Below are 24,870 nucleotides of genomic sequence, written 5' to 3'. Positions count from 1 at the left end.
GATGCGCCTCCCATCATCAAACACAGCGCGAGCGCGGTCCGGACGGACCACGACCTCTCGCACGATCGTACGCTGGCATTCACAAGGAACCTCATCGGTTGCGGGCGCAGGCGTGCACGCGTCGGTGGGCCCTGCGCCGAGGGGGGAAACGGCGCCCTAGTGGAGGCTCTCCGTCATGACTGCGATGTGCGCGGCGCCGCCACCGCGAGCGAGGTCCATCACCTCCATCGCTCGCTCGAACCGGACGTTGTCCGCCGCGTCGAAGTAGACCTTGCGCTCGTTGCGCGCGACCAACATGCCGCGCAGGCGGCGCGGGAACACGTCGTCCGGGAACACGTCCTGGTTGATCTGGATGTGCCCCTGGGCGTTCACCGTCACCACGATGGGCTGCAGCGCGTCCGGGTCGGGCGGCGCCTGCTCGGCGGTCTCGTCCGGCTTGGGCGGCACGTGGATCCAGAACTTCGCGTGCATCATGGGCATCACGACCATGAAGATGATGAGCAGCACGAGCACGACGTCGACGAGGGGCGTGACGTTCATCTCGGGCGTGCCTACGCCCTTCTTCTTCTTTTTGCCTGTGTCGAGGTCCATGCCCATGACGATGGTCTCCTGCTGGTCCGCCGGTGTCTCAGTGCGCGCGGCTCGCGAGCATGTGGTCGCTCGACCCGCCGACGTTGGCCTGCTCGGCCTCGCCCTGGCGCGCGTTCACGCGCAGCGAGACCCCCGGGAAGCCGATCTCGCGGCACAGGTGCATCATCTCGCGCACCCGCACGTACTGCACCGCGCTGTCGGCCCGGAGCACCACCTTGCGACGGGGCTGGCTGGTGTGCTGCTGCCGCAGGTAGGCCTCGAACTCTGTTTGTCGGATGGCGGTGGTGTCGAAGTAGTAGCTGCCGTCCCGCGTGATGGAGATGAGGAAGGGCTCCATCTCCGAGTCGTGATCCTCGTCCTGGTGCGAGACGCTCGGGACGTCGATGCTGAGACCCTCTTCCATCGCCGGCAGCACCACCATGAAGATGATGAGCAGCACGAGCACGACGTCGACGAGCGGCGTCACGTTCATGGACGGGCGCGGCCGGTTGTTGCCTTTGCGAGAGAGTCCCATGGTGTTCCTCAGGCCATCGCGACGGCGGCGTCGTGCGCGCTGTGCGCGGGCGGCGAGTCGCTGTCCGCCACGCGCTTGTAGGAGCCGGCCTCGAGCTGGTCGATGAGCTCGCTGCCCGCGTTGGCGAGGCCCGCCTCGTACTTGGCGATGCGGCCGCTCAGGTAGTTGAAGAGGAGCACGGTCGGGATGGCCACCGAGAGCCCGTAGCCCGTCACGATGAGGGCCTCACCGATGGCCGCGCCGATGGTCCCGATGCCGCCGCCGCCGTCTTCGGAGATGAGCTTGAACGCGTTCAAGATGCCGAGCACGGTGCCCAGCAGCCCGACGAAGGGCGCCGTGCTGCCCGTGGAGGCGAGGATGTTCATGCCGCGGTTGAGGCTCGCGGACAGCTGCTCGCCGCGGCGCTCGAGGGCGCGGTTGGCCAGCTCGGCCGCCTTCTCGCGGCTGAGGCCGTCGGCCGTGCGCTCCATGAACACCGTCAGGCCGGTCTCGATGAAGTTGGCCAGGTGGCTGCCCTGGTTCTCCTTCGCGATGGCCACCACGGCCTCGTGGTCACCGGCCGCCAGCTTGCGTCCCGCCGCCTTGGCGAAGGTGCGCGACTTGCGGGCGCTGAGGAAGAGCAGGATGAGCCGGTCGACCACCACGGCGATGCACGACAGGGCCTGCAGGGTGAGCACGATGACCACGCCACGAACAAGGCTGTTCATGCTGGCCCAGAGGTGTACGACGTCCATGTCCATAGTGATTCTCTCTCTCTCGGGGTGCGACGCTCAGGTGCGCGGCGTGATGACGAAGGTGCGGATGGCGGGGTAGGGGACGGCGGTGCCGTCGGGCAGCGTGGCGGGCGCGAAGACCCACTGCGTGGCGCAGTCGATGACGAGCGACTCGGGCACGTCCGCGTCGCCGTTCATCACGCTCGCGTTCATGACGTGTCCGTCGACTCCCACGAGGGCACGCACGCGGATACGGACGGTGCGAGCGCCCAGGGCCTGGCCCACGGCGTCCGGGATGATGAGGCTGCGGCAGCCGGACTGGTCCGCCAGGAAGCGGGCGCGGCGGATGGTCTCGCGCTCCTGCTCGGGGGCGCGCTCCACGCGTTGCGGTAGCTCGACGCGCGGCGCCTGCACGGGGGGCGGTGTGGGCTCGCGCTCGCCACCACCCTCGCCCATGACCGCGCCGTTCTCGATGGGGCCGACGTTGTTGACGGCCGCCAGCTCACCCTCGGCCTCTTCGGGGCGCTCGTCGGGAATCTCGGAGGGAGGACCGTCCAACACGGGGCGTTCGCCCGCTGGACGATCTTCCGCGCGCCGCACGGGAGGGGGTGGCGGCGGAGGGGGCGGAGGAGCCTCTTCGGGCTCGGGCGGTGCCTCCATCGGCAGGTCCGCGAACTCGACGTCGCGATCGGGCCGACGCGGCTGCATCGCGCGCACGGTGGCCATGGTGGCGGCCAACCCCGAGCCGATCAGCAGGAAGAGCAACCCGGAGATGGCCATCGAAGCCGCACGGCGGCCCCGGCCTTCTTCCTTCTCGGCATCTTGATCGAAGTCGTTGAACACGGTGAGTGTGTTTTAGGGATCGACGGTGACGGTCGTGTGTCAGCCAGGTACCGAATGCGCGCGGCTATGTGACCTTTCCGTGGCAGCCGTCTCTCCTTCGAGGGCGTCGCCACGAAACCGATACCCAAAGCCGCGCACCGTCTCCAACACGCGGCTGGCGCCACCGAGCTTCTCGCGCAGGCGCTTGATGTGGGTGTCCACCGTCCGACGATCCAGCGAGTCGGGGTGGTTCCACACCTCGTCCAGCAGGCGCGCCCGGCTGAGCACCATGCCGCTGTGCCGCGCCAGGTGCGCCAGCAGGCGGAACTCCATGGCCGTGAGGTCCAGCGGCGCGCCGTCGAAGGTGACGGTGTGCTGCGGCACATCGATCTGCAGGCGCCCCGCGGACACCACGTCGACGCTGGGGGTGGGCGCCTTGGACCGCCGCAGAAGTGCCCGAATTCGCAGCGCGATCTCGCGGCGCGGCACGGGCTGCTGGACCAGATCGTCGGCGCCCAGCTCGAACGCCACGATGCGATCGATCTCGTCGATCTCGCGGCCCAGCACCAGCACCAGCGGCTCACTGCCGTGGTTGCCTTCACGCAGCCGACGCAGGAACTCCGACGTGCTCATGTCGGGCAGCGGCGACGCCACCAGGAACACCACGGGCGGCTCGAGCGTCATGGCGAGCGCCTCGCGCCCGGTCGCGACGTAGCGCAGGAGCACGGGCTCCGACGCGAACTCGTTTTGCAGGGCACCGTGCAGCGCGACGTCCGCGATCACACAACAACACGAAGAGAACATCCAAGTGACGCTGACCGCCTTGCGTGACAACTGCGTGGAGCAGCGGTTGCAAAGCGACAAACTCGTGCGTCACGGACGTGCGTCGCACAGGGCGCTGTGGCGGCCCCCCCGGGACTATCGCAGGGGGGCGGCCTGCGACACCCGCGCGAGGCGGCGTAGGGCACCCTCGGCCGCGTAGAACCCGCACATCCCGTGCACGCCGCCGCCGGGTGGGGTCGCCGCGGAGCACATGAATACACGTGGGTTCGGGGTGCTGTAGGGGTTCCAGCGCGCCACCGGCCGCGTGAACAGCTGGAACGCGTCGGCCACGCCGCCCGTCACGGCGCCTCCTACGTAGTTGGGGTTGTGCGCGTGCATGTCACGCGTGTGTGACACGTGCCGCGCGAGGATGCGGTCGCGGAAGCCCGGGGCGAAGCGCTCCACCTGCCGCTCCACCACGTCGGTCAGGTCCACCTCGCTGCCGGCCGGGACGTGACAGTAGGCGTAGCCGGTGCGCTTCCCCTCGGGCGCGCGGCTCGGGTCGAGGTCGGCCTGCTGCACCATCAACACGAAGGGCCTCTCCGGGTGCTCGCCGCGCCACATGGCCGCTTCGGCCGCCGCGACCTCGCCCATGGTGCCGCCCACATGCACCGTGGACGCGGTCACGCAGCGCGGGTCGCGCCAGGGCACCGGCCCGTCCAGCGCCCAGTCCAGCTTGAACACGCCCGGCCCGTAGCGGTAGCGCCCCAGCCGCCGCAGATAGCCCAAGGGCAGGGCCGGCCCAGCGATGCGCGCCACCTGATCGGGGCTGGTGTCGAACAGGTAGAGCTTGGCGTCGGGCAGGTCCTCGGCGCGCTCCACCATGCGCCCGGTCTCGAGCGTGCCGCCCAGCTCGCGCAGGTGCGCCACCAGCGCGTCGGCCAGCGCTTGGGAGCCCCCGCGCACCACGGGCCAGGTCTCGATGTGCGCCGTGATGAGGAACACCAGCCCGAGCGCGCCCGTGAACGACTTGCTGAGCGGCAGCACCGAGTGCGCGGCGCAGCCGGCCAAGAGCGCCTTGGCGCGCTCGCCCTCGAAGCGCTTGCCGAGGCCCACCGCCGAGCGCAGGCCCAGCAGGCCGAAGCGCAGCATGGTCAGCGGGTGGGTCGGGATGCGCAGCGGCGCGAGCGCGTCCTTCACGAAGGCGTGCGGGTCCGACAGGAACGGCCGGACCAGCTTGTGGTAGCGCTCACCGTCCGCGCCCAGCTCCGCCACGGTGGCCTCGAGCGAGCGGCTGAGCAGCACGGCCGGGCCGTCCTCGAAGGGATGCGCCACAGAGGCGTCGCCCTGCACCCAGCTGAGCCCGTGCCGGTCGAGCGGCAGCGTGCGGAAGAAGGGCGATAGGATGCCCATGGGATGCGCGGCGGAGCACACGTCGTGATGGAAGCCGGGCAGCGTGAGCTCGGCCGTGCGCATGCCGCCGCCGAGCGTGTCCTTGGCCTCCAGCACGTGCACGGACGCGCCCGCCTGCGCCAGCCGGATGGCCGCCGCGAGCCCGTTCGGGCCGGAGCCCACCACCACCGCGTCGTAGCGGCTCATGCTGCCCCGCTCGCTGTGGCCTCGGCGGAGGCGGCGACGTCCGCGGGTGCATCCCAAGGCTGACGCGCCTGCATGGCGCGCACGTCCACCTTGCCTGCCTCCAAGAGCCCGGTGGCCGCGTCGTAGATGCGGTAGGCCATGGTGGGCCGGCCGAGCGGCTGCGCTTCCACGCACAGGCAGCGCAGCTCGCCGGGCTCGAAGCCGCACGTGTCCTGCACGATGCGGAGCAGGCGCTCGTTGTGCAGGTGCCCGTCCCCGAAGTTCCAGCCCAGCACCAGGCCCGCGATGATCTCGCCGTCGTAGTATTCGTAGTCTGCGAGGTTGGGCACCGTCTTGGGCAGCAGCTCGGACAGGGCACGCCCCTGCAGGTGCATCAGGCGGAAGCCCAGCACCTTGCCCAGGATGGCGTGCGTCACGGCGGGCTCGTACAGCTTGTTGAGCTGGTCGTGCACCCACGGCGCGCTCATGGTGAGCTGCATCATCTTCTTGCGGCTGTCGCCCTTGAACAGCCAGATGGTGTAGGGCCAGTTGCCCGCGTAGTAGCGCATGGACACCAGGAACGAGAAGCGCTCCGGGAACAGATTGCCGAACAGGGGCACCAGCACGAGCGTGGTGAACAGCACCGCCGCCACGGGCAGGGAGTCCATGTGGAAGACGCTCACGTCGGGGTGCACGTAGAAGAGCGCGAAGGCGCCATACACGGCCATGACGTTCCACTCGAGGGGCACCGCCATGGGCATGTTGCTGAAGATGAAGAGGTGCAGGCCGACCATCAGCGTGAGTCCCAGCGTGAGCGGCCAGCCCCCCACCGCGAAGGCCAGGATCATGGGCATCACCAGCTCGATCAGCGTGCCGATGTGGGTGAGCACGATGGTGGGCGCGGCCGGGCGCACGTCGTTGGGGAAGTCCTTGTACATGCGGCGGCGGATCCACTTGGCCTGCACGACGGGGTGGTTGCTAGTCATGACGCCCACCACGGTGGGGAAGTGCGCGTTGCACTTGGACACGCCCGCCCAGAACCAGATGGCCAGCTGCACGGCCTTGGCGCCCGCGACCCAGTTGGGCATGAACGCGAAGCACAGCATGGTGGGCCAGTAGTGCTCCGAGCGTGCCGCCGGGAACAGCGTCTTGTCCGCGATGCCCATGAGCGGGACCACCACCACCAGCCCGAGCCAGACCTCGCCCGGGATGCTGGCGGAGCAGAGGCCCGTCAGCGCGAGCCCGAGGAAGCCCGCGTACAGCGCGACGTCGAACAGCGTGCGGCGCGTGCCGCCGAGGAGGGGCAGCGCGGGGAACAGGGCGAGCTTGGTGGTGCCCGGCCGCAGGAAGTAGAGGAAACCGCCAAAGGGTGGCAGGTAGCGTCCCGTGAGAGGCCCGCTCGAGCCTGCCATGCCGAGCCCCTCCATCATGGTGGTGAGCAGGATGGCCTTCTGGAACGCGACCGGGTCGGCCCACCAGCGGGCGAGGTCGGCCGTGCTGCCCAGCCCGGGGGTGAAGCCGCAGAAGAAGAACCAGAGCGCGATGTAGCCCGCGATCTTCAGCAGGTAAGCGACGTACACGACGAACGGCGAGCCGTAGCCGTCCATGCACCACGACTCGCACACCAGCTTGGCCCGCTCACGGAACGGGAGGCGCTCCCACTCGAACGGGTCGTACGGGGGCAGCTCGGGCTTCATCAGCTTCATGCGTCGGCCTCAGGGGGTGAGGGGGCATCATACCTGCCCCGGCCGAACGCGGTGGGAACTCGGCGCCCGCCCGCGACGTCACGTACACGCCCACGCGAAGGGCGCCGCTCTTGGCTGAGCCCTCTTCACGGAGGGACTTGCGCGAGCTCCGGAGGTGCGTCCAGCCGCGCCATCTGTGGAAGCAGTCCCAACGGCGCGGGGTGTGGCGCGTCGAGCGGGGACGGCGGAAAGGCTCCCGCCGCAGACGGCAGGGAGTCGCCGCAAGCGCTGACGTCCTCCGGGGACAAGGCGCCCAGGCGGTTGATCGATGTCTCGAGCACTGGGTCGACGAGCCCCGCGTGGCGGGCGTGGCCGAGGGCGAGTCGATCGAGCGCCGTCACGTAGCAGGCCAGCCGGGCACGTGCGTCGCGCTGCCAGTCACGGGCTCTGCCTGCGCCGATGGCGTCGTCGAGCGCGCGCGCGACGAGGGCGTAGGCGTCTGCGCTGCGCGCGATGCCTTGGACGCCGTAGGGAGGCCAGGAAGACGCGAACGCCTCCGCGTAGGCGGTGGTGACAGCGTCCGCCAGGGCGATCGCGCGCTCCAGTCGGACGCGCGTGACCAGGCGGCCAGAGCGCACGTGCGCACGGAGGTCGGCCATGAGCTCGTCGACGAGCCGGTACCGCGCCCTGGCCGCGTACCGTGCCGGGATCCCGATCAGGTTCTCGTTGGGACGAGCGGCTTCGTCGAGGACCGCCTGAAGCAGCGCCACGCGAGTGGCGCGCGTGGAGCGAGCGCCGGAGTCGACGTGCAACTCGAACAGGCGCCAGCGCGCGTTGAGGCGATGCAAGTTGCCCGCTGGGTCCTGGTCGAACTGGACGAGGAGGCGCTCGAGGTCGCGGATGGCGTCCTGCGTTTGGCCGCGTTCGGCCGCGAGTGTGGCTCGAGCGAACAAGCCGGCCGCAAGCCGTTCACGCCGGGCTCTGGCGGCGGACGCGTCGCCTGTCCACCGTGCCCCGTTGCGTTCGAGCGTCGTCATGCCCGCGAGTGCTTCGTCGAGTGAACGTATGACCGTCTGCACGCGCAGCAGGACAGCATCGAACTCACGCCACTGCCGTAGGTAGTAGCGAAGAGCCATGCTCCCCACCAGCGCATCGAAGTGCCAATGGAATGCCATCGAGGACGCGTCCGCGCTGAAGGCAGGCTCATCGAACACCGCGCGATACGCTTCGAGCGCCTCCTCGAACTCGAAGAGTTGCTCGAGGGCCCAGCCGTACCGAAACATGGCCTGGGCCTCGAGAGACAGGAGGGCGTCGCCGCCGTCGTACGCCGCGGGATCGCGCAGCGCGCGAGCGAAACGATGCACGCTCAGGAAATGGTCTGCCGCAGCGCGTCGCTCTCCACCGAGGACGAGCGCATTCCCCGCATCGAGGAACAGCTGCGCGCGCCCAGCACCATCGTGGCACTGCTCCGCGACCGCGATGAACTCGCTCGCGAGCGCCACGGCGAGGGCGCGATCCCGGTCCGCTTCGGGGATCCGCTCCAGCTCGCGGTACCTGGCTCTCAGTCGTTGTGCGTTGCGGCCGCCGGGACAGTCTCGCGCCATGACCATGGCGACGGGAAGACCTGCGACCAACGCAGAACGCGAGTCATCGATGGATGGCTGTGCGTACGCAGACGCGGGCAGCGTCGCCACGAGGAGCGCAACCAAGAGTGCGGCACCGCCCTCCCCTCGCCCTTTCACCCGGATGGAGCCTCTCCCCACCGCTCGCGGGGCCTACGGCTCGCCCGCGGCGAGCGCTAGCTGCGCCGCAGCGTCCGCGGACACGATCACCACGTTCGACGGCAGGATCTGCGTGAGCGCGGTGTAGGAGTTCGCGAGGCTGAGCCCCCCGTCGCTGGTCATGTAGACCCAGGTCACCGTGCCCGCGGGCAGCGCGGCGAGGCGGTCTGACATCACTTGTGGGCTCGGGTGGAACGCGTCGCGGTCGTCCACCCCACGCCACGCGTGCGAGCGGAAGATCACGGCGTTCGTTCCGTCTTCACCCTCGATGAGCCCGTACTCCTGCTCCGCGGGCCAGTCCGTGAAGATCTCCACCAGGTAGGGCACGTTGACCGGGAAGATCCCCTGAATCTGCCCGCCCTCGTGCGCATAGCGCGGCAGGAAGTTCGCGCGTGACCCGCGCCACGTGGAGAACCACTCCCAGTGCACCACGCTGTGCGTGCCGAGGATGCTGGCGACCCTCTCGGTCTCGGCGGCGAAGCGCGCCTGGTCGTCCGGCGGCATCGACCCGGGGTACGAGTAGAGGTAGCCGCTCGGCGGGAGCGTGAAGTAGTCCGACCCGGTGGACGCCGCGGCGGCGTAGTACCACTCGAGCACGTCCGGCGCGATCTCGGGCAGGTGGGGCGAGATGGTCCACGACAGGGGCGGGCACGCGGGGCTCGCGTCGCGGCACAGGGCGGTGCGCTCCTCCATCCAGTCGCGCCGCGTGGACATGATGTAGCGCACGTTGTCCCCGTCCCCGACCACGAACGCGACGTAGACCTTGGTGGGGTCGTAGGTGACTTCCTGCGGCGGGTTGAGCGGGAGCTCGCCGCTGCGCTCGATGGGCGGGCGCCGGCTACCGAAGAAGGACAGGTTGGAGGTGCGCGTCGGGATCGCGCCCATGTTGGCGCTCTCCAAGCAGCGCGTCTGCGCCTCGTACACGTACCCCTGGACCAGCCACGAGTCGTTGTAGCCGTACACGGGCAGCGGCTTCGGCCACGCGCTCTCGTTCACGATGCTGGAGAGCAGGTCTCGCTCTGGGTGTCCCTGGATGCAGCCATTGACGAGGAACGCGACGAACAGCTTCCGCTCGAAGACGAAGTCGACCAGCGCGACGGACATGTCGTCGGTCAGGCTGGGGTTCGCGAGGTCTGCCGCGAAGCGGTCGTACCCGGGGTTCAGCATGGCCAGCCCCGTCGTCTCGTCGAGGTAGTTCTCGTAGACGTACTGCGTGGCCAGGAGCTGCGTGTTGCGCCCAGCGAACACCTCGGTGGCGTCGACGATGGGATCTTCGCAGCGGACGGGCGACTCGTCGGCCAGCATGGGCGCCCCGTGGGCGGCCGCGACCGTCATGATGCTCGGGAGGATCTCGCGCTGCGTGTCGTACGCGTAGCGCACGCAGCCGAAGTCGGCGACGCACTCGGCCAGGAACGCAGGCACCTCTTGGCTCTCCGCGGACTCGAGACCGAGGGCGTCCAGCCAGAGCTCGTCCATGGCGACGGCACCGTCGATGGCCGCCTGCGACACGTCGGGGTCGCTCTGCACGAAGACCGAGCCTCCGAGGCGCCGGTTGTACAGCCCCGCGCAGGCATGCGCGGCGAGCTGCGCCGCGATCCCGTCGGAGGCGCGCACGTGCACGATGCGAAACTCTTTCGCGTAGTGCGTGGAGGACGCACAGGTCCACGTGGTCAACGCCAGGCACGCGCTCAAGAGTGGCGCGCGCATGCCGTGCCGGCCGCGTGTTCGACGATGCTGCAGTGGACCCATGGCTTCCTCACGTCGTGCCCAAGCGGGACTGAGATGATCGAGGCGCTCCTCGGAGCGCGCCGACATTGTGCACGATGCGTGGAGCGCCCGCGAGCGTGTGGCGGTGTCGGCTCAGTCACGGAAACCCAGGTCGATGGCGTCATCGTTCGTGACCCCGGTGAGACGCAACTCCGGGCCGCCGGCCCGGCTCCGTGCGGTAGGCTAGCCGCGGTTCCATGCCGAGACCCCCGAAGAGAGGATCCGCCCGCGCGGCCGAAGACGCGGCAGGCGACGTCGTGCGCGTGTGCCTGTTGGGGGACCTGCAGATCCACCGGGGTGCGCAGGAGCTCAAGCTTCCGCCCTCGCGCAAGACCCGCGCGCTGCTGGCGTTCCTGCTGCTGACGGGCCGCACGTTCCGGCGCGAGAAGCTGTGCGACCTGTTCTGGGACGTGGCGGACGACCCGCGCGGCGCGCTGCGCTGGAGCCTCAGCAAGATCCGCCCGCTGGTGGACGAGCCGGGCAGGGCGCGCCTGGTGGCCGACCGCGCGACCGTGATGATCGACACCGAGGGCATGGATGTGGACGTACTGCGCTTGCGATCGCGCGTGCGCGAGATGGGCGTGAGCGGGACGCCGGCTGCGGAGCTGCTGGCGTGGGCCGCGGCGTTCCGGGGGGAGCTGCTGGAGGGGCTCGATCTGCGTGAGTTCGACGACTACCAGGCCTGGTGCGTGGCCGAGCGCTAAGAGCTGCGGACGCTGCGCGTGAGCATCCTGCGCGAGCTCGTGGCGCGGCTGGGCGAGCAACCCGAAGAGGCGCTGCCGCATGCCCGCGCGTGGGCCGCCCTCGACGCCTACGACCTCGAGGCGCGTCTGGCGACGATGCGCATGGCGCACGCGGCCGGCCACGAGGCCGAGGCGGAGCAGTACTTCAGCGCGGGCCGCCGCATCCTGGCCGAGGTGAGCGATCCGCGTGAGCGCCAGCTGGTCGCGGCCTGGGCCGAGTTGCGCCGCAGCCCAGCGCCCACGCGTCGGAACACGGCGAGCGCCGCCGAGCGCGCGGAGCCGGCACCCGTGGTCACGCCCGCCCCGACACCCGTCGACCGCGTCGGAGGGGGTGCGCCCGCCGACGGGACCACGCCGCGTGGGGCTCGGGGAGCAGCGCTCTCCGTGAGCGCCGACCATGAGACCAGCGCCACGTCCACGTCGCTTCCGCTGGTGGGCCGCCATCGCGAGCTGAGCATGCTGACCGCCGCCGTGGACGAGGCCAAGCGCCAACAGCAGGCGCGCATCCTGGTGATGCAGGGAGAGCCAGGTATCGGCAAGAGCCGTCTGGTGGAGGCGCTCCGGGAGCACACGCAGCGCTCTGGCGGCGCCGTGGTCTACGCATCCGCTCAAGAGGGCGAAGCCGGGCGCCCATACGGGCCTTGGATCGACGCGCTGCGCCGCGTGGCCCACGGAGCCGACCGCGACGCAGGCGCGAACGGCGCGCTCGAAGCGTTGCTGCCGGACGCGCACACGGACGCCACCGATGCGGGCGGGCGTGACCGGCTCCTGGCGGGGGTCGCCGACTTCGTCCGTGGCAGGGCTGCGCGTGAGCAGGTGCTGCTGCTGGCGTTCGACGACGTGCAGTGGCTGGACCCCGCCAGCGCCGAGCTGCTGCACTACGTGCTCCGGCAGTGTCAGGACTGCCGCCTGGTGCTGCTGCTCGCTGCGCGCCGCGACGAGCTCCCCGACAACGTCGCGCTCGCGCGCGTGATCCGCAGCCTCGGCCGCGAGGGCCAGCTGACCACGTTGCCGCTCGAGCGACTGGACCGCGCGGCGCTCGAGGCGCTGCTGCCCGACTGCCCCGCGCTGTGGGACCGGGTGTACGCCCGCAGCGGCGGGAACCCCCTCTTCGCGCTGCAGCTGGCGCGCTCGACCAGCGCCACCGACGAGGCGCTTCCGCTGAGCGTCACGGAGACGGTCCGCGAGCGGGTCCTGCGCATCGGGCCCGAAGCGGCCGACGTGCTCCGTTGGGCGGCGGTGCTCGGCGAGAGCTTCCACAGCGCGCAACTGGAGAGCCTCATCGACCTGGACCCAGGCGCCCTGGTGTCCGCGCTCGAGCTGCTGGAGGCGCAGGCGCTGCTCGTGGCGGACGAGGACGCGGGGGCGTTCACCTTCGTGCACGGCGTGGTGCGTCAGGCGGTCTATGGTGACCTCTCGCGTGCTCGTAGCCGCTACATGCACCGCCGCGTGGCCGAGCTCCTCCGGGACCAAGGGCGCACGGACAGCGCGGCCGTCGCCGAGTTGGCGCGCCACGCCAACCTGTGTGGCGACGCGCAGCTGGCTGCCGATGCATGCGCGCGCGCGGGCGAGCGCTGCCTACGTGTGTTCGCGAATCGGCAGGCCGCCACGCTCGCCCAGCGCGGCCTCCGGCACGCGCGGACGCTCCCCGACGAGCAGCGCGTGGGCGCCACCATCCGACTGATGGGGGTGGAGCTGCGCGCACGACGCCCGGAGGATCGCGCGCCGGTGAAAGCCGAACTCGAAGCGCTGGCTCAGGAGGCGCTGAGCCTTGGCCAGGTGCCCGAGGCCCGGCGCGCCTTCTGGTTGCTGAGCTACCTGTTCTGGGAGGACGGCTCCGGCGCGGCGGCCAATCGCTACATGCGGGAGGCCGAGCGCATCAGCCAGTCGCTCGAGCCCCGGGCGCGGGTCGAGTCGATGGCGGACTCGGGGCGTTGCCTGCTGCTGCTGGAGCACGACCTGGGCGAAGGCAGCGCCCTGCTGTTCGAGGCCGACGCACGCGCAAAGGTGCTCGAGGTGGACCTGGCGAACATCCAGGACGGGCTCGGCATGATCGCGCAGCACCAGGGGGACTACACCCGGGCCGCTGAGTGCTACGAGCAGGCCTACACCCTCGCGCAGCTGCGCGGCGAGCACGCCATGGCGTTTTACGCGACCGAACACGCGCTCATGTTGGAGGTGGAGCGGGCGGACCTGGGCCGCGCGGCGCGACACCTCTCGCGCGCCGAGCAGCTCGCCCCCAAGCTGCGTGATGGCAGTGAAGCGCCCTATGTGGTGGCGCTGGCGGGGTTGCTGCGGCACCTGCGGGGCGAGGTCGACCCCGGTGCGCTCGACGACCAGCTCGCGCCCCTGCGCATGGCGGACGCCAAGGCGCGCCTGGCCTTCATCCTGTCCCGCGCGGCGCAGGTCGACCTGTCGCGCGGCGACCTCGCGCACGCCATCGCGCGGGCCACGAGCGCGCTCGACTTGGCGGAGATCCTCGAGCGCCCTAGCGAGATCGCGCTCTCCTCGAGGATCCTCCAGCGCGCACATGCCGCGCGCGGTGACACGGCCGAGGCGGATCGCCATGCTGCCGAAGCGTTGAGACGGGGCAGCCGTGATGTCTCGCACGGGGTGTTGGACTATCTCCAGCGCGACGGCGAGGGTGTCCCCAGCGCGGGCCCGGACCAGCCCCCCGCCACCACGAAGAAGAGCCGCCGCGCGCGGCCGAGGGAGCCGAGAGCATGAACACCATCGTCGTCGAACGCTTTCACGAGACCCCGCTCGACAGCGAGCAGCTACGGACGCTCGAGAACTTGGTGGCCCAGCAGGACGGGGAGGGTCGTGTGCAGCTGCGCTACGCCGTGCTCGCGCGTGACGGGAGCCGCAGCGTCAGCGTGTACGAGGCGCCCGAGCCGGCGCTGGTCCGGGCCGCGCACGACGACGCGGGCGTGCCCTGGGAGCGCGTGTGGCAGGCGTTGATCCTCACGGGCCGGGGTGTGTCCGACCTCCAGCAGCGACGTGAGCGCGTGATGGTGCAACGTGCCATGCCCGATGCCGCCACCCTGGACCAATACAAGGCGCTGAGTGCGGGCGCAGCCGACTGCATGCGGCGGCACCGTGCCAGCCTGCTCGAGGCCTACCTCTCCGAGGACGGTCTCTTCGGGCTGTGCCACTTCGAGGGCATCGACGCCGAGAGCGTGCGACGCGCCAACCTCGAGAGCCAGCTGCCCTTCACGCGTGCCTGGTCGGCCGCGTTCCACGACGACCTCGGCGTCGCGTAGCCGTCACCCACTGGCGGCTCGGTCCCCGGCGAAAGGTGCGCAACCCGCGTCTCGCGGACCGTGGGGGGCGGAATCCACGCCCGCTCTCACGCTGGCTCACACGGTGGCTCGGCACGTTCTCGGTGAAAGGAGTCCCCCATGGACCTCACCACCGAGATTGTCAGCCCGCCCCCCAACGCCGCCTTCATCGACTGCTGGAGCAGCGTCATCGCCCCCAAGTTCGAGCGCCATCGCGAGGTGCTCGTCGAGGGGGCGTGCGCTCACAGCGACCGCGTCCTGGCCGAGCACGGCCCGCAGCCGGGGCAGGTCGTGCTGGACGTGGGCTGCGGCTGGGCGGACACCAGCCTCGCCCTCGCGCGGGCCGTCGGCCCCACGGGGCAGGTCATCGCTCAGGACTGCATGCCGACGTTCATGGCGCGCGGCCAGGCACAGGCGCAGGCGCAGGGCCTCGGTCAGCTGCGCTTCGCGATCGGTGACGCGCAGGTGCAGCGCTTCGGAGTGCCCTTCGACCTGATCTTCTCCCGCTTCGGCACGATGTTCTTCGGATCGCCCGTCGCCGCGCTGCGCAACCTCCACGCCCAGCTGCGCCCAGGCGGCCGACTGATGATGATCACCTGGCGCCGCCTGGAGGACAACGCCTGGCTGTACCTCGCGAAGCAGGTCGCTCGCCGCTACCTGCCCGCCCCCGGCGAGGAGGCCCAGACCTGCGGCCCAGGTCCGCTCTCCATGAGCGACGAGGCGGTCGTGCGCGCCCAGCTGGAGGCGGCCGGCTTCGTCGACATCCGCTTCGAGCGCAGTGACGCCGAGATGCCCATGGGGGCGACGGTGGCCGAGGCCCTCTCGATGATGATGGCGCTCGGACCCGCAGGTGAGGTGATTCGCGAGGCGGGCGCGCTCGGGGAGCGCATGCGCCCCGTCATCGAGGACGAGCTCGCCGCGGCGGTGGCGGGTTCGTGGCGGCCCGGGCTCGGGGTCCGCATGGGCTCGAGCGCCTGGGCCATCCACGCCCGCCGCGCCTGACCCACTCCCACCGGGCGCGCCCGACCAACGCACGGCCCACGCACCCAGAAACCACGCTCGTTCACACGGGGGCTTCCACGGAGCCCCAGCACCCTCGGATGACTCACCGCGCGCCCTCACGGCTGTTCGTGACCGACGCGCCCTCGCTCAGGAGAAACGCCATGTCCCGCATCAACGCCCCTCGCTCGCCTGTCCTTGTCCTCCGCACCCTCCGCGCCGTCCTCGCGCTCGCCCTGTGCTCCGTGCCCTTCGGCGCGCAGCACGCCGCCGCTCAGGCCATGGGCCCCGCCATCGACTTCGGGTCGCACTTCCACTTTCGCACCATCCCCAACCAGGAGACACGGGGGGGCTCGCCCGTGGGCCTGGTGGAGTTCGAGTTCGCTGCGCGCGTCATGAACGGCGCGGGCGGCGACCTCTCGGTCAGCGTCTCGCAGCGCGGCGCGGAGCTGGCGCGCTTCTCCTGCCGCGTGGAGACGCGTGGCCGCCAGCCGATGACCCGCTGCAATTCCGAGCGCCTGGTCGCGACCTCGGTGGACCCTGCGCAGCCCGTCGAGGTGCGCGCGACGCACGTGCACCGCACCACGGACGCGACGACGGTGCTGTACCAAGCGTCGTTCCCGGTGCTGCAGTCCTGGAGCTGGGTGGGCAACGACAGCCGCGGTCGCCCCCAGCACGTGGAGCAGCGCGCGCTACGCCTGGACAGCGCCCTGGGCGCGGCCGTGGCGCGCCAGGCGGACTTCGGACGCAGCGTGGGTGGCGGCGGCGAGCCCGTGGTGACCAACAGTGCTGTGCAGTTCGCGTGGTGGGACGCGCGCGACACGAACGAGCGCCTGCGCGCCGACCTGCGCTGCCGCGTGGGCGAGGGCCCTTTCCAGGCGTTCCGGGTCTCTGGGCCGGGCACGCGCAACGACGCGCAGGAGATCCGCAACCGCGTGCGCACCGCGGACGGCGAGCTGCACGAGGGCGCCGGTGAGACGCTCACCTACCAGGAGTACATCCTCACCGTGTACGACCTGCCCTTCTGGGTGCAGGGCTCCGAGACGACCATCACCAGCCCGGACACGTCGGCCAACGGGACGTGGACCTGTGAGCTGCGCACCGGGACGGGCACGGACCGGCACGTCCTGCGCACCTTCACGTTCGATGTCGTCGACAACGCGCTGCGGGGCCACGCGGCGAGCGCGCAGCTCAGCATGGACGCCGGCAGCGCCGTGGTGGCGTTGGGCTTCGATGCGCAGGCCCTCCCTGCGGCGTTCGACCCCGAGCTGGTGCGCTCCGGGTTCTTCGGTGTCCCTTGGGCCAACCCTGCGAGCGCCCCCCTTGTCGGCGCGCTGCCCTCGGCCGCTGCGCTGCCCGCGTTCACGACGCCACCCGGTGTCCGTGTGGCGCGTCCCCGTCGTCCCGCGCGTCACGCTGCCCGCTGAACGGGTAGCCGCCTCCCTCACCTCTCACGTTTCAGGAGCCATTGTCATGTTCGGTTTTCTCTACAGCGTCTTCGCCTACGTCGCGTTCCTCGCCAGCTTCGGCTACCTCGCCTTCTTCGCCAACGACCTGCTCGTGCCATTCACGGTCGACTCCGGGCAGCCAGGGGGTGCCTTCTCGTCGGTGCTCGTCGACGTCGGGCTCATCCTGCTCTTCGGTGTGCAGCACTCCGTGATGGCGCGCGACTCGTTCAAGCGGCGCATCACCCGCGTGCTGCCGGCGCACCTCGAGCGCTCCACCTACGTCCTCGCCTCGGCGCTCGCGCTGGTCGTGCTCTACGCGGGGTGGCAGCCCGTCCCGGGCCTCGTCTGGCACGTGGAGACCCCGGCGCTCCGGGTGGCCCTCTACGGGCTGAACGCGCTGGGTTGGGTGGGTGTGCCCGTGGCCTCCTTCCTCATCGACCACTTCGACCTGTTCGGGCTCAAGCAGGCGTTCGCTGCGTGGCGCAAACGCAGCTTCTCCGCCAAGGGGTTCGTGACGCCGGTGCTCTACCGCCACTGCCGGCACCCGATGATGACGGCCCTGATGGTGGGGCTGTGGGCGGCCCCGGACCTCACGGTCGGTCACGCCGTGCTTTCCGCCGGCATGACGCTCTACATCGTCATCGGCGTGCACTTCGAAGAGCGCGCGCTGCGCCGCGAGCTGGGCGAGGCGTACGCGCAGTATCAGCAGCGCACGCCGAAGTTCGTTCCGCGCTTCGGTTCGCCGCGCGCCCAGACGCTGACGCCTGCAGCCCAGACGGACTGACCCATCGGCTGCGCCTGGTCGCGCGCCGGGAAGGGCTCGCTCCGCGCGCCCATGGGGCGAGAGGATCAAGCAGACGGCCCGCGGGCGTCGCGCGTATGCGTGGCGCCCGTCCGCCGTTCTCGGTCAGCGGACCGACGGCTCGGTGGCGCTGCACTGCAGCGCGAGCGAGATGACCGGCAGGTTGTCGCCAATACGGTTCGTCGCGACCGCGACCCGGTGCGGCGCGTTCGGTCGCGTGCACGACACGCTCGTCACGAACTGCGTCTGCCCGTCGCGCACCGTCGCGTTCACGACATCGTCCGCTGGCCGAATGTCGACCTCGAAGTTGTCGAGGAACGGGAACGTCGCCGCGGCGCCCTCACCCACGCGGGCCCAGCGTGCCATGGTGCCCGCGCTGCGTCCCTGGTTGACGATGCGGTACCAGACCACCTCGCCCGCAGGAGCGGAGGGCTGTGCCTGTACCGCGTCCGACAAGTGAGCACCCAGCACCATGCTCCCGAGGAGCGCTCCCACGAGCATCATTCGCTTCAACATTCTCCGGACTCCTGACGTTGGGCGCGAAGCGCGCCGGACGACAGCATGTCCGCGCCGGGGGACCACCGCGTCCCGGAAAGATTCCGGTAGCCGGCTGGTCACGGGGTGGCTCGTGCGCAGACGACGTGAGACGCTGAGGCGATCCTGTCCGGTGGGCCTGGAGTCGGCACATGCACAAGAGAACACACCTCGCGACGTGGGGGGCCACGTGGATCGCCCTCGCGGCTTTCAGTGGAGCGGTGCTCGGACCGCAGGGGCACGCGCGTGCGGGGGGCTGCGCCACGGTGCGCCACTACACGTTCGGCTTTGCTGTGCGCGGGGGCTCGTCCGTGCCAGAGGATGGTGGGGTGCTCCTCGTGCCGACCACCGCCAGCGGTGACGCCGCGCGAGGGGGTGGGCTGGGCGAGCTGGCGGCACCGCCCTACACGGTGGAGCGTGCCAACGGCTCCGCGACGATGACGTGGGTCGGACTGGCACCGGGCTGGGCCTTGCTGCGGCCGGCCGAGGGCCTGCGCGGGCGCGCCACGGTCGTCCTCGGGGCGGAACGGCGCGCGTTCGTCTTCGGACCCCGCGCACGCGGGACGCTGAGCGCGCCCAGCGCCCCTGTCGTGGCGTTCCATGACTTCACTACAGTCGGCGGGGCGCCGTCTGGCCGGCCCTCTCGGACACAGGCCTACAACTCGATCCAGCTGCGCCGCGCGCCTCCGTCAGGTGTGCGCGGCATCATCGTCCGCTACACGCCAGCCGCTGGGCAGGCTCCACGCGCCTACGGCTTCGGCGTCGAGGTCGAAGCGCGCGGCCAGACCAGCTTCTCGTTCGGCGCGCGAGCGGGTCGCTGCTCCCCGAGCCTCCCGGGCAACGTGATCGCCGCGGATGCCCACGTGGACGTCCTCTTCGTAGACGCGCGGGGACGCCTCTCGGCTGTCGCGTCGACACAGGTCGTCAGCGCGCCCGCTCTGTAGCCGTCCGCGAGAAGCGCCCATGGACGTTCAGCGGGCTCCGCGGGATGGAGTTGGCCCTGCGCCGTGTCGACGCCGCCTCACATTGCGCCGCGCCAGCGCAGCACGAGGGTGACGACGCCCACCAGGAACAGCGTCCCGAAGATCTCCTTGTTCCAGCGGGCCAACCGCTCCGGCAGGAAGATGTCGAAGTTCGCGCTCCGATCCGTGGTGTAGCGCTCGGCCACCAACGTCAGCGGGCAGCGCCAGCGGTTGACCAGGAGCACGAGCGTCTCGAGCAACACCAACCCCACGATGGCGAAGCCCCACGTGTAGAGCCCAACCAGCGCCACCACGGGGAGCGCCACGATGGCTCCAGCCAGGACGACCCAGATGGCCGTGTGCAGCACCTTCACGCGCAGCAGCGCGCGCGCGTCGGACGCAGCACCGGACTCGCTTTCTGACTGGGACATGCGCCGCCATCGTAGAGCCATCGCGCCTCTCCGTGCTCGGGGTTCGACGCGTCCCCCGCGGGTCGCGTGCTGCGGTCTCGCGACGCGCCCCGCGCTCTCCAGCCGCCCGACGCGTGACCACGTGCGGTGTGACGTCTATTCTCCCCCGGGCCATGGAGCCCTTCGAGCTCAGCGCCCGCGACCGCCACAACCTCGGCCTGCAGCCGGTGATCCCCGACTGGGATCGCGTCGACGTCGACGGCGTGACCGTGTACTTCGAGGGGGACGTCCTGCGGAAGTACTGCAAGGCGGACGCGCGTGGCTACCTCGAGGTGGACACCCAGCTCCCCACGCGTGAGCGCCGGTTCGTGCTGCCACGCACCGGCCGCGGGAAGGAGAAGAAGCTCACCGCGAGCCTGCTCTTGGTCGCCGAGCGCGCGAACGGCCACTGGTTCCAGGTCACGTTCGGCGATGACGACCGGCCGCCGCACGTCGCGCTCCTGAACACGCGCAACGCGCGCGGTGTGCCGCTCTTCGGGTTCGAGCAGGTGCGGTCGCTCGAGGCGCTCCGCGGCTGGCTGGACGAGCACGACCGTCGGCTCACGCCCGCCTACCGAGGTGAGCTCGAGGCTGCGGCCAGCGCTCCCCGACAGCGCCTGCGCTATCGCCCCGGAGACTTCTTCCGTGTGCGCGTCGGATATGCGCACTACGCGTTCGGTCGGGTCGTCGCCGAGGTGCTCGCGCTCCGCAAGTGGGGCGTCCTCGCGGACGAGCATGTCATGAGTCGCTTGATGACGAAGCCGCTCGTGGTGCGCCTGTATGGCGAGGAGCATACGACCGACGAACCGGCGCTCGACGCGCTCGCGGCGACACTGATGCTCGAGGCCGAGTACGTGATGGACAACCAGCTCTTCTTCGGAGAGCTCCCCATCGTCGGGCACCGTCCGCTCGAGGCGCACGAGGTGGACTTCCCGCTCTCCCACGCGATCGTCCGCGGCACCCGCGACGTGCAGGTGTCCTTTGGGCTCTGCCCGCTCCTTCGAGGGCCGGGACGCGAGGGCTTGCGCGACTTCGGCACGGGAGTGGGCCTCCTGTCTGCCGAGCGCAGTCGGCAGCGCATCGTGGAGTGCCGTGCGGCCCCACCCTACGGGGCCGCACGGGGGGCGTGTCGCCAGGAGGTGCTGCGTGCCGTCGGGTACGAAGGACCCGATCAATATGCGGCCTTCGCCGAGTGGGCCGGGGGCATCGCGCCGGAGGAGTACCTGCGCCGCCTGGGAGCCAAACGAGAGCGCGCGCCGCGCGGTTGATCCCGCCGGCGCGCGCCCGGGTCCACGGGCGAGACGCACGTCCCCTCGGCGTGCGCCTCACCCGCGTGCGCTCAGAGCCCCCACTTCTCCCGGAGCGCCCCGATCAGCGCCTCCTCCTCGGCCGCGTTCAGGCGGTTGTTCATCACGATGAACTCCGAGACCGCGCCCACGAGCCCGGGGCCGGGCGCCTGGATCTCCTCGCCGCCCAAGGACCAGTGAAAGTTCGACTGCGTGTAGTCGAGCGCGTCCGTTCCCGCGAACGAGCTCGTCGTTCCGTCCACCCGGATCGAGAACTGGCCGCTCTCACGGCGCTCGACCAGCACCACGTGCGGCGCCGACACGTCGATGGCGGGCGCGAACGTGTCGAACGTCAGCGGGTCGCTCCAGTCCACGTGCTGGTACTGCAGACTGGGCACCGTGGGGAGGATGTCCAGGCGGAACGCGGGGTCGTCGTCCGCCGCGTTGATCGCTCGGTAGATCATCTGCGTGCTGCCCGTCGTGGGCGGGTCGACCACGACGATGATGGTGTACTCGCCGCGGATGGCGCCGACCTCGGCCCGCACGTCGTTCTGCACCAGCGCGTCCCCACCGTCGAAGCGCACCGTGGCCCTCCCGTTCAGGCCAGTGGCCTCATAGGCTGGGCGGGCGTCCGCGAACGCGCCGTTGCCGAACGCGCCGCCGTCGATGCCGTGGTTCACCCACGTCGTCACGCCGCCGCCAGCCACGATCACGTCGTCCCCTGCGCTCGCGTCGAGCCACACCGTGGTCTCGCCGAACGCGCTGGGCGTCCGCGCGAACGCCGCCCCGAACCACTTGGCCGCCAGGTAGTCCTCGAAGGGCTTGCGCTCACCGTAGTGCAGCGCGCTCGAGACGACGATCATCTCGCCCAGGTCCATCGCGATCGGGTCCCCGCTCGGGGAGAAGGTCAGGGTCAGCGCCTCCGTGAGGATCTGCTCCGCGAACTCCGAGAACACGTCGAACTTGGCCAGCATGTGGTTGCCATCGATCCAGATGACGAGGCTCTCGCGCGTGCGCTGGATGGTGACGAGGTGGAAGGCGTCGTTGGTCCAACCGGACGCGTCTCCGTACTGGCGCGCGTCGGCCTCGACCTCGACCTCCATGAACGCATCCGCGGGGGCGTGGGTGTACGTGAGCTGGTCTGCCTCGCCCTCGGAGGCCGTGAGCTCCACCTCACTGAACGCCGCGCCCTCCCCGAAGAAGATCTGTCCGTTCACGTCGGGTGACGCCCTCACCACGAGGAACGCCGTGTACGACGCGGTGGCCTGGCTGAACGCTGCGACGCCCGGGAACGCGATCGCGTCGTCGACACCGTCGAAGCGGATGACGGGCAGCTCGTTCTGCGCGCCGTCCACGCGCTGGGGGGCGCTCGCCTGGTCCGCGCTGGCGCCCTCGATCCCGGACGACGAGAGGTCCGTCCACCCGCTCACGAAGCGGCCGGAGTGATAGGAGAGCGAGCTCGCCTCGGCCGCGTCGATCCAAAAGTCCGCGGCGCTGGCCGCGGGGCGCACCAGCGTGTCGCACGCGTCGCCCGTGAAGCCGGCGCCGCACGTGCAGACGGCGAGGCCGGTCGCGGCGCTCTCGGTGCAGGTGCCGTGCTCGCACGCGATGCTCGCGCAGTCGGGCTCGCAGGTGCCGTTGCCGTCCGCGTCCTGCGTCCCCGTCGGGCAGGCCATGCCCTGGTCGGGGTTCGGGATGCCCATGTCACCGCCCATGTCGACGCTCGCGTCGGGGTCACCTCCTGCGCTGCTGCCCCCGCAGCCGAGCCCGAGCGGGGACAGCGCGAGCGACGCGAGCAGCGCGAGTGAGAGGTAAGAGGTCGCGCACGAGCGGAGGACGCCGTGGGCGGAGGGAGTGCGTTGTGAAGGTTCGTGCATGCCATCACCCTGCGCACCGCCCGCGTTGGGCTCCATGGTCAATTCTCTTCCCGCGGCGCGTGTGTCCGCAGACACGGACGTCCGCCTTCGTTGCGCCCTGTCTCCTGACGGGCGCGACGCGACGCTCGGCGTGAGGGGCGGCGCGACGCGAGTGAGGGCGACGCGCGTCGTGGAGGCGTGTCAGCGGCGCGTCGCGGCCCACACGGCGGCCAGGTGCGATGGGTCCACCAGGCCGAGCTTCGCGCGTGCGCGACGCGCGATGTTGGAGACCGACGTCTCCCGGATGCCGAGGTCCAGCGCGACCGCCTTCTGGCTGTCGCCCGCCGCGAGCCGCTCGATGGTGCGGCGCTCGACGGCGGACAGCGCGCGCAGCCCACGTGCGCCGTCGGGGTTCGCCACCGCGATGAAGCGCATCGCCCCGGCGCGCGTGCGGTACCCGACGATGGAGCAGCGCCCGATCACGAGGTCAGTCCAGAGCGCGGTCCGGGTGGGCGTCCGTTGGGCTTGGGTTGCCCGCTCGCGCAGCTCCTTCCGCATGGCGGGGACGGCGAAGCTGCCGCGCCCTCGCGCGTCGAAGTCGGCCAGCACCGCGCCGCCCTTGTCCATGGCGTCCATGGCGTCCATGGAGTCCAAGCGCGCGAGGGCGTGTCGGACGCGCAGGGCGTGCCGCATGTGGAGCGCCACCCCGGCCCAGCGCTCGGCCAGGCGCGCGGGGTCGTCCCACTCGGCCGGGCCGTGGATCGACAGAGGGAGACCCAGCGTCGCGACCTCGTCACCCGCTCGGGGCGCCACCAACAGCACGTCCCGCAGCTCGCGGCTGGCCAACTCGTCGCGGATAGGGGCCGGCACCTCGCCGCAGATGGCGCTGAAGGCGCTGCGCATCGTCGTCACGATGGGGGTCTCGAAGTACGCGCCGCGGATGGCGTCTTCGGACGTGCGCCCGGCGTGGTCGACGGTGAGCCAAGCCGCGAGCCCGGGCGCCCCCTCGATGTTGGCGAGCTTGGGCGGGCCGTCCTGGAGCTCCGCCGACCAGGCGAGGCCATCGTGGACGCCGGCGACCGCAGACGCGATCCCGAGCAGGTCGCGCAGCCACGTCGCGCGGTCGCTGTTCAGCTCCCAGGCCGCCACCGCGACGTCGTGATGGGCTAGGCGCGCCATGCGCGGCCTCCACGTCGAGGCAGCCAGGGATCGCCGAGGTTCACGCGTCCTCCGGCCACGACGAGCGCTCCGAGAGCAGCGCGCACAGCTCCGCGCGGCTGCTCACCTCCAGCGTGCGGTAGATCTGCGCCAGTTGGTTCGCGACGGTGCGCGCCGACGTGCCGCGCCGGTCCGCGACCTCGGCGTTGGAGCACCCGTCGAGCACCAACTCCGCCACCTCGCGCTCCGCGGTGGTCAGCGCGTCCAGCACGGCGCCTCGTCGCGACGGCGCAGGGACGTCGAGGAACACCAGCTCCACGCCATCGACGTCTCGCGTCGACACGCGAACCCCCGTGTGCGGCGGTGCATCGTGCGGTTGGCTGCGGCGGGTCACGCGGCGAGCGTACCAGGGGCTGGGACTGGGGTCACCGGGATGTCTGCTGCACAACTCGACCGTCAGCTCAGCAATGTTCCGGTCGGGTTGTGCATCGTTCTTTCCGGAGTCGCTCGCGGCCCGGGATTCCGCGGCGCCGCTACGGTACGATCGGTCCATGCGTTGGACACGTCTCAGCGCCGCTCTACGCGGTTCGATCTCGTTCGCACTCCTCTGCCTCGCCGCCTGCGGCTCGGATGGTCCCCGCGTCATCCCCGGTGACGTCGTCGATGGCGTCGACACGCGGCTCGCCAACATGGTCATCGACCACAACCGCATCCGCGTCACCGCGTCGCCCTCGCCCTCGCCGGCGCTCGAGCCCGTCACGTGGGACGACACGCTCGCCGCGGAGGCGCAGGCCTACGCCGAGCGGTGCAACTTCCAGCACGACAGCAACCGCGGGCCCAACACGGGCGAGAACCTCTCGGTCAACGCGCCACCAGGCTGGCAGACGGGCACCGACGTGGTGGAGGGCTGGGCCGAGGAAGCGGAGGACTACGACTACGGCTCGGGCACCTGCTCCGGGGTGTGCGGGCACTACACGCAGATCGTCTGGCGCGAGAGCATGACCATCGGCTGCGGCGTCGCCACCTGCGATGGCATCGCCGGCTTCACCGGTGGCCTCGGCGAGATCTGGGTCTGCCGCTACCGCCCGGCCGGGAACGTCGGCTCGCGGCGCCCGTACTGACGCTGCGCTCCCTGAGCG

General features: G+C 70.9%; 23 protein-coding genes. 9 read left to right on the top strand and 14 right to left on the bottom strand.

The window, feature by feature from the left end:
- Nucleotides 1-156: 156 nt before the first annotated feature.
- The 9 genes from H6726_02940 to H6726_02900 all read right to left on the bottom strand — a co-directional run bounded on the left by H6726_02940 (nt 157) and on the right by H6726_02900 (nt 10,195).
- On the bottom strand, nt 157-597 hold the full coding sequence (locus H6726_02940) for a biopolymer transporter ExbD (protein ID MCB9656581.1): 441 nt from the start codon (nt 595-597) through the stop codon (nt 157-159).
- A gap of 31 nt (nt 598-628) precedes the next feature.
- Nucleotides 629-1,105 carry a biopolymer transporter ExbD gene (locus H6726_02935; GenBank protein ID MCB9656580.1) on the bottom strand — a complete coding sequence of 159 codons (477 nt, stop codon included), beginning with the start codon at nt 1,103-1,105 and terminating at the stop codon, nt 629-631.
- Between the two features lie 8 nt (nt 1,106-1,113).
- Nucleotides 1,114-1,812, bottom strand: a complete 699-nt coding sequence (locus H6726_02930) for a MotA/TolQ/ExbB proton channel family protein (protein ID MCB9656579.1) — start codon at nt 1,810-1,812, stop codon at nt 1,114-1,116.
- Nucleotides 1,813-1,875: 63 nt separating this feature from the next.
- Nucleotides 1,876-2,661 (bottom strand): hypothetical protein, encoded by a 786-nt coding sequence (locus H6726_02925; GenBank protein MCB9656578.1) that lies wholly within the window; start codon nt 2,659-2,661, stop codon nt 1,876-1,878.
- 39 nt (nt 2,662-2,700) lie between these two features.
- The gene (locus tag H6726_02920) at nt 2,701-3,444 is read right to left on the bottom strand and encodes a response regulator transcription factor (protein MCB9656577.1); all 744 of its coding nucleotides are present in this window, start codon (nt 3,442-3,444) and stop codon (nt 2,701-2,703) included.
- A gap of 114 nt (nt 3,445-3,558) precedes the next feature.
- Nucleotides 3,559-5,001 (bottom strand): NAD(P)/FAD-dependent oxidoreductase, encoded by a 1,443-nt coding sequence (locus tag H6726_02915; GenBank protein ID MCB9656576.1) that lies wholly within the window; start codon nt 4,999-5,001, stop codon nt 3,559-3,561.
- The gene (locus tag H6726_02910) at nt 4,998-6,686 is read right to left on the bottom strand and encodes a DUF3556 domain-containing protein (protein ID MCB9656575.1); all 1,689 of its coding nucleotides are present in this window, start codon (nt 6,684-6,686) and stop codon (nt 4,998-5,000) included. Before H6726_02910 ends, H6726_02915 begins: the two co-directional genes overlap by 4 nt.
- Nucleotides 6,687-6,811: 125 nt before the next feature.
- Nucleotides 6,812-8,269, bottom strand: coding sequence for a hypothetical protein (locus H6726_02905; protein MCB9656574.1), 1,458 nt, complete (start codon nt 8,267-8,269; stop codon nt 6,812-6,814).
- A gap of 171 nt (nt 8,270-8,440) precedes the next feature.
- A complete protein-coding gene (locus H6726_02900; GenBank protein ID MCB9656573.1) occupies nt 8,441-10,195 on the bottom strand; it encodes a hypothetical protein in 1,755 nt (584 codons plus the stop codon).
- Between the two features lie 215 nt (nt 10,196-10,410).
- Here H6726_02900 and H6726_02895 point away from each other — a divergent pair, with 215 nt between their 5' ends.
- The 6 genes from H6726_02895 (at nt 10,411) to H6726_02870 (ending at nt 17,468) form a co-directional block, all read left to right on the top strand.
- Nucleotides 10,411-10,917 (top strand): hypothetical protein, encoded by a 507-nt coding sequence (locus tag H6726_02895; GenBank protein MCB9656572.1) that lies wholly within the window; start codon nt 10,411-10,413, stop codon nt 10,915-10,917.
- Between the two features lie 18 nt (nt 10,918-10,935).
- Complete coding sequence (locus tag H6726_02890) at nt 10,936-13,683, top strand: AAA family ATPase (GenBank protein ID MCB9656571.1); 2,748 nt, start codon at nt 10,936-10,938, stop codon at nt 13,681-13,683.
- On the top strand, nt 13,680-14,219 hold the full coding sequence (locus H6726_02885; GenBank protein ID MCB9656570.1) for a DUF4242 domain-containing protein: 540 nt from the start codon (nt 13,680-13,682) through the stop codon (nt 14,217-14,219). The genes H6726_02890 and H6726_02885 overlap by 4 nt, the downstream gene beginning before the upstream one ends.
- A 138-nt stretch (nt 14,220-14,357) precedes the next feature.
- Nucleotides 14,358-15,239, top strand: coding sequence for a class I SAM-dependent methyltransferase (locus tag H6726_02880; GenBank protein MCB9656569.1), 882 nt, complete (start codon nt 14,358-14,360; stop codon nt 15,237-15,239).
- A gap of 161 nt (nt 15,240-15,400) precedes the next feature.
- Nucleotides 15,401-16,663 (top strand): hypothetical protein, encoded by a 1,263-nt coding sequence (locus H6726_02875; GenBank protein ID MCB9656568.1) that lies wholly within the window; start codon nt 15,401-15,403, stop codon nt 16,661-16,663.
- 46 nt (nt 16,664-16,709) lie between these two features.
- Nucleotides 16,710-17,468: an isoprenylcysteine carboxylmethyltransferase family protein gene (locus H6726_02870; protein MCB9656567.1), complete on the top strand. Its 759-nt coding sequence runs from the start codon at nt 16,710-16,712 to the stop codon at nt 17,466-17,468.
- 123 nt (nt 17,469-17,591) lie between these two features.
- On the opposite strand, the gene H6726_02865 is transcribed toward H6726_02870, so the two are convergent.
- Nucleotides 17,592-18,002 carry a hypothetical protein gene (locus H6726_02865; protein ID MCB9656566.1) on the bottom strand — a complete coding sequence of 137 codons (411 nt, stop codon included), beginning with the start codon at nt 18,000-18,002 and terminating at the stop codon, nt 17,592-17,594.
- Between the two features lie 170 nt (nt 18,003-18,172).
- Here H6726_02865 and H6726_02860 point away from each other — a divergent pair, with 170 nt between their 5' ends.
- A complete protein-coding gene (locus H6726_02860; protein ID MCB9656565.1) occupies nt 18,173-18,964 on the top strand; it encodes a hypothetical protein in 792 nt (263 codons plus the stop codon).
- Between the two features lie 77 nt (nt 18,965-19,041).
- Here the strand turns inward: H6726_02860 and H6726_02855 are convergent, their stop codons facing one another.
- Nucleotides 19,042-19,413, bottom strand: a complete 372-nt coding sequence (locus H6726_02855) for a hypothetical protein (protein MCB9656564.1) — start codon at nt 19,411-19,413, stop codon at nt 19,042-19,044.
- A 152-nt stretch (nt 19,414-19,565) separates the two neighbouring features.
- Here H6726_02855 and H6726_02850 point away from each other — a divergent pair, with 152 nt between their 5' ends.
- A complete protein-coding gene (locus H6726_02850; GenBank protein MCB9656563.1) occupies nt 19,566-20,699 on the top strand; it encodes an immunity 26/phosphotriesterase HocA family protein in 1,134 nt (377 codons plus the stop codon).
- A 71-nt stretch (nt 20,700-20,770) separates the two neighbouring features.
- On the opposite strand, the gene H6726_02845 is transcribed toward H6726_02850, so the two are convergent.
- The 3 genes from H6726_02845 to H6726_02835 all read right to left on the bottom strand — a co-directional run bounded on the left by H6726_02845 (nt 20,771) and on the right by H6726_02835 (nt 24,125).
- On the bottom strand, nt 20,771-22,594 hold the full coding sequence (locus tag H6726_02845; protein MCB9656562.1) for a hypothetical protein: 1,824 nt from the start codon (nt 22,592-22,594) through the stop codon (nt 20,771-20,773).
- 180 nt (nt 22,595-22,774) lie between these two features.
- Nucleotides 22,775-23,752 (bottom strand): hypothetical protein, encoded by a 978-nt coding sequence (locus H6726_02840; protein MCB9656561.1) that lies wholly within the window; start codon nt 23,750-23,752, stop codon nt 22,775-22,777.
- Between the two features lie 40 nt (nt 23,753-23,792).
- Nucleotides 23,793-24,125, bottom strand: coding sequence for a helix-turn-helix transcriptional regulator (locus H6726_02835; GenBank protein ID MCB9656560.1), 333 nt, complete (start codon nt 24,123-24,125; stop codon nt 23,793-23,795).
- A 157-nt stretch (nt 24,126-24,282) separates the two neighbouring features.
- Here H6726_02835 and H6726_02830 point away from each other — a divergent pair, with 157 nt between their 5' ends.
- Nucleotides 24,283-24,852 carry a hypothetical protein gene (locus H6726_02830; GenBank protein MCB9656559.1) on the top strand — a complete coding sequence of 190 codons (570 nt, stop codon included), beginning with the start codon at nt 24,283-24,285 and terminating at the stop codon, nt 24,850-24,852.
- The last annotated feature ends 18 nt before the right edge of the window (nt 24,853-24,870 follow it).

The organism is Sandaracinaceae bacterium, assembly GCA_020633055.1.
Lineage (GTDB): Bacteria > Myxococcota_A > Polyangia > Polyangiales > Houyiibacteriaceae > JADJJE01.
The sequence above is the reverse complement of the archived record's forward strand: the minus strand, read 5'-3'. Positions and strand labels throughout refer to the sequence as shown.

Excerpts from the sequence above, each read along its gene's own strand:
- H6726_02910 (MCB9656575.1), bottom strand. The coding sequence starts at position 6,686 with ATGAAGCTGATGAAGCCCGAGCTGCCCCCGTACGACCCGTTCGAGTGG.
- H6726_02920 (MCB9656577.1), bottom strand. The coding sequence starts at position 3,444 with ATGTTCTCTTCGTGTTGTTGTGTGATCGCGGACGTCGCGCTGCACGGT.
- H6726_02865 (MCB9656566.1), bottom strand. The coding sequence starts at position 18,002 with ATGTTGAAGCGAATGATGCTCGTGGGAGCGCTCCTCGGGAGCATGGTG.
- H6726_02885 (MCB9656570.1), top strand. The coding sequence starts at position 13,680 with ATGAACACCATCGTCGTCGAACGCTTTCACGAGACCCCGCTCGACAGC.
- H6726_02940 (MCB9656581.1), bottom strand. The coding sequence starts at position 597 with ATGGGCATGGACCTCGACACAGGCAAAAAGAAGAAGAAGGGCGTAGGC.
- H6726_02915 (MCB9656576.1), bottom strand. The coding sequence starts at position 5,001 with ATGAGCCGCTACGACGCGGTGGTGGTGGGCTCCGGCCCGAACGGGCTC.
- H6726_02860 (MCB9656565.1), top strand. The coding sequence starts at position 18,173 with ATGCACAAGAGAACACACCTCGCGACGTGGGGGGCCACGTGGATCGCC.
- H6726_02845 (MCB9656562.1), bottom strand. The coding sequence starts at position 22,594 with ATGCACGAACCTTCACAACGCACTCCCTCCGCCCACGGCGTCCTCCGC.
- H6726_02930 (MCB9656579.1), bottom strand. The coding sequence starts at position 1,812 with ATGAACAGCCTTGTTCGTGGCGTGGTCATCGTGCTCACCCTGCAGGCC.
- H6726_02900 (MCB9656573.1), bottom strand. The coding sequence starts at position 10,195 with ATGGGTCCACTGCAGCATCGTCGAACACGCGGCCGGCACGGCATGCGC.
- H6726_02905 (MCB9656574.1), bottom strand. The coding sequence starts at position 8,269 with ATGGCGCGAGACTGTCCCGGCGGCCGCAACGCACAACGACTGAGAGCC.
- H6726_02935 (MCB9656580.1), bottom strand. The coding sequence starts at position 1,105 with ATGGGACTCTCTCGCAAAGGCAACAACCGGCCGCGCCCGTCCATGAAC.
- H6726_02875 (MCB9656568.1), top strand. The coding sequence starts at position 15,401 with ATGTCCCGCATCAACGCCCCTCGCTCGCCTGTCCTTGTCCTCCGCACC.
- H6726_02895 (MCB9656572.1), top strand. The coding sequence starts at position 10,411 with ATGCCGAGACCCCCGAAGAGAGGATCCGCCCGCGCGGCCGAAGACGCG.
- H6726_02870 (MCB9656567.1), top strand. The coding sequence starts at position 16,710 with ATGTTCGGTTTTCTCTACAGCGTCTTCGCCTACGTCGCGTTCCTCGCC.
- H6726_02880 (MCB9656569.1), top strand. The coding sequence starts at position 14,358 with ATGGACCTCACCACCGAGATTGTCAGCCCGCCCCCCAACGCCGCCTTC.
- H6726_02830 (MCB9656559.1), top strand. The coding sequence starts at position 24,283 with ATGCGTTGGACACGTCTCAGCGCCGCTCTACGCGGTTCGATCTCGTTC.
- H6726_02855 (MCB9656564.1), bottom strand. The coding sequence starts at position 19,413 with ATGTCCCAGTCAGAAAGCGAGTCCGGTGCTGCGTCCGACGCGCGCGCG.
- H6726_02840 (MCB9656561.1), bottom strand. The coding sequence starts at position 23,752 with ATGGCGCGCCTAGCCCATCACGACGTCGCGGTGGCGGCCTGGGAGCTG.
- H6726_02850 (MCB9656563.1), top strand. The coding sequence starts at position 19,566 with ATGGAGCCCTTCGAGCTCAGCGCCCGCGACCGCCACAACCTCGGCCTG.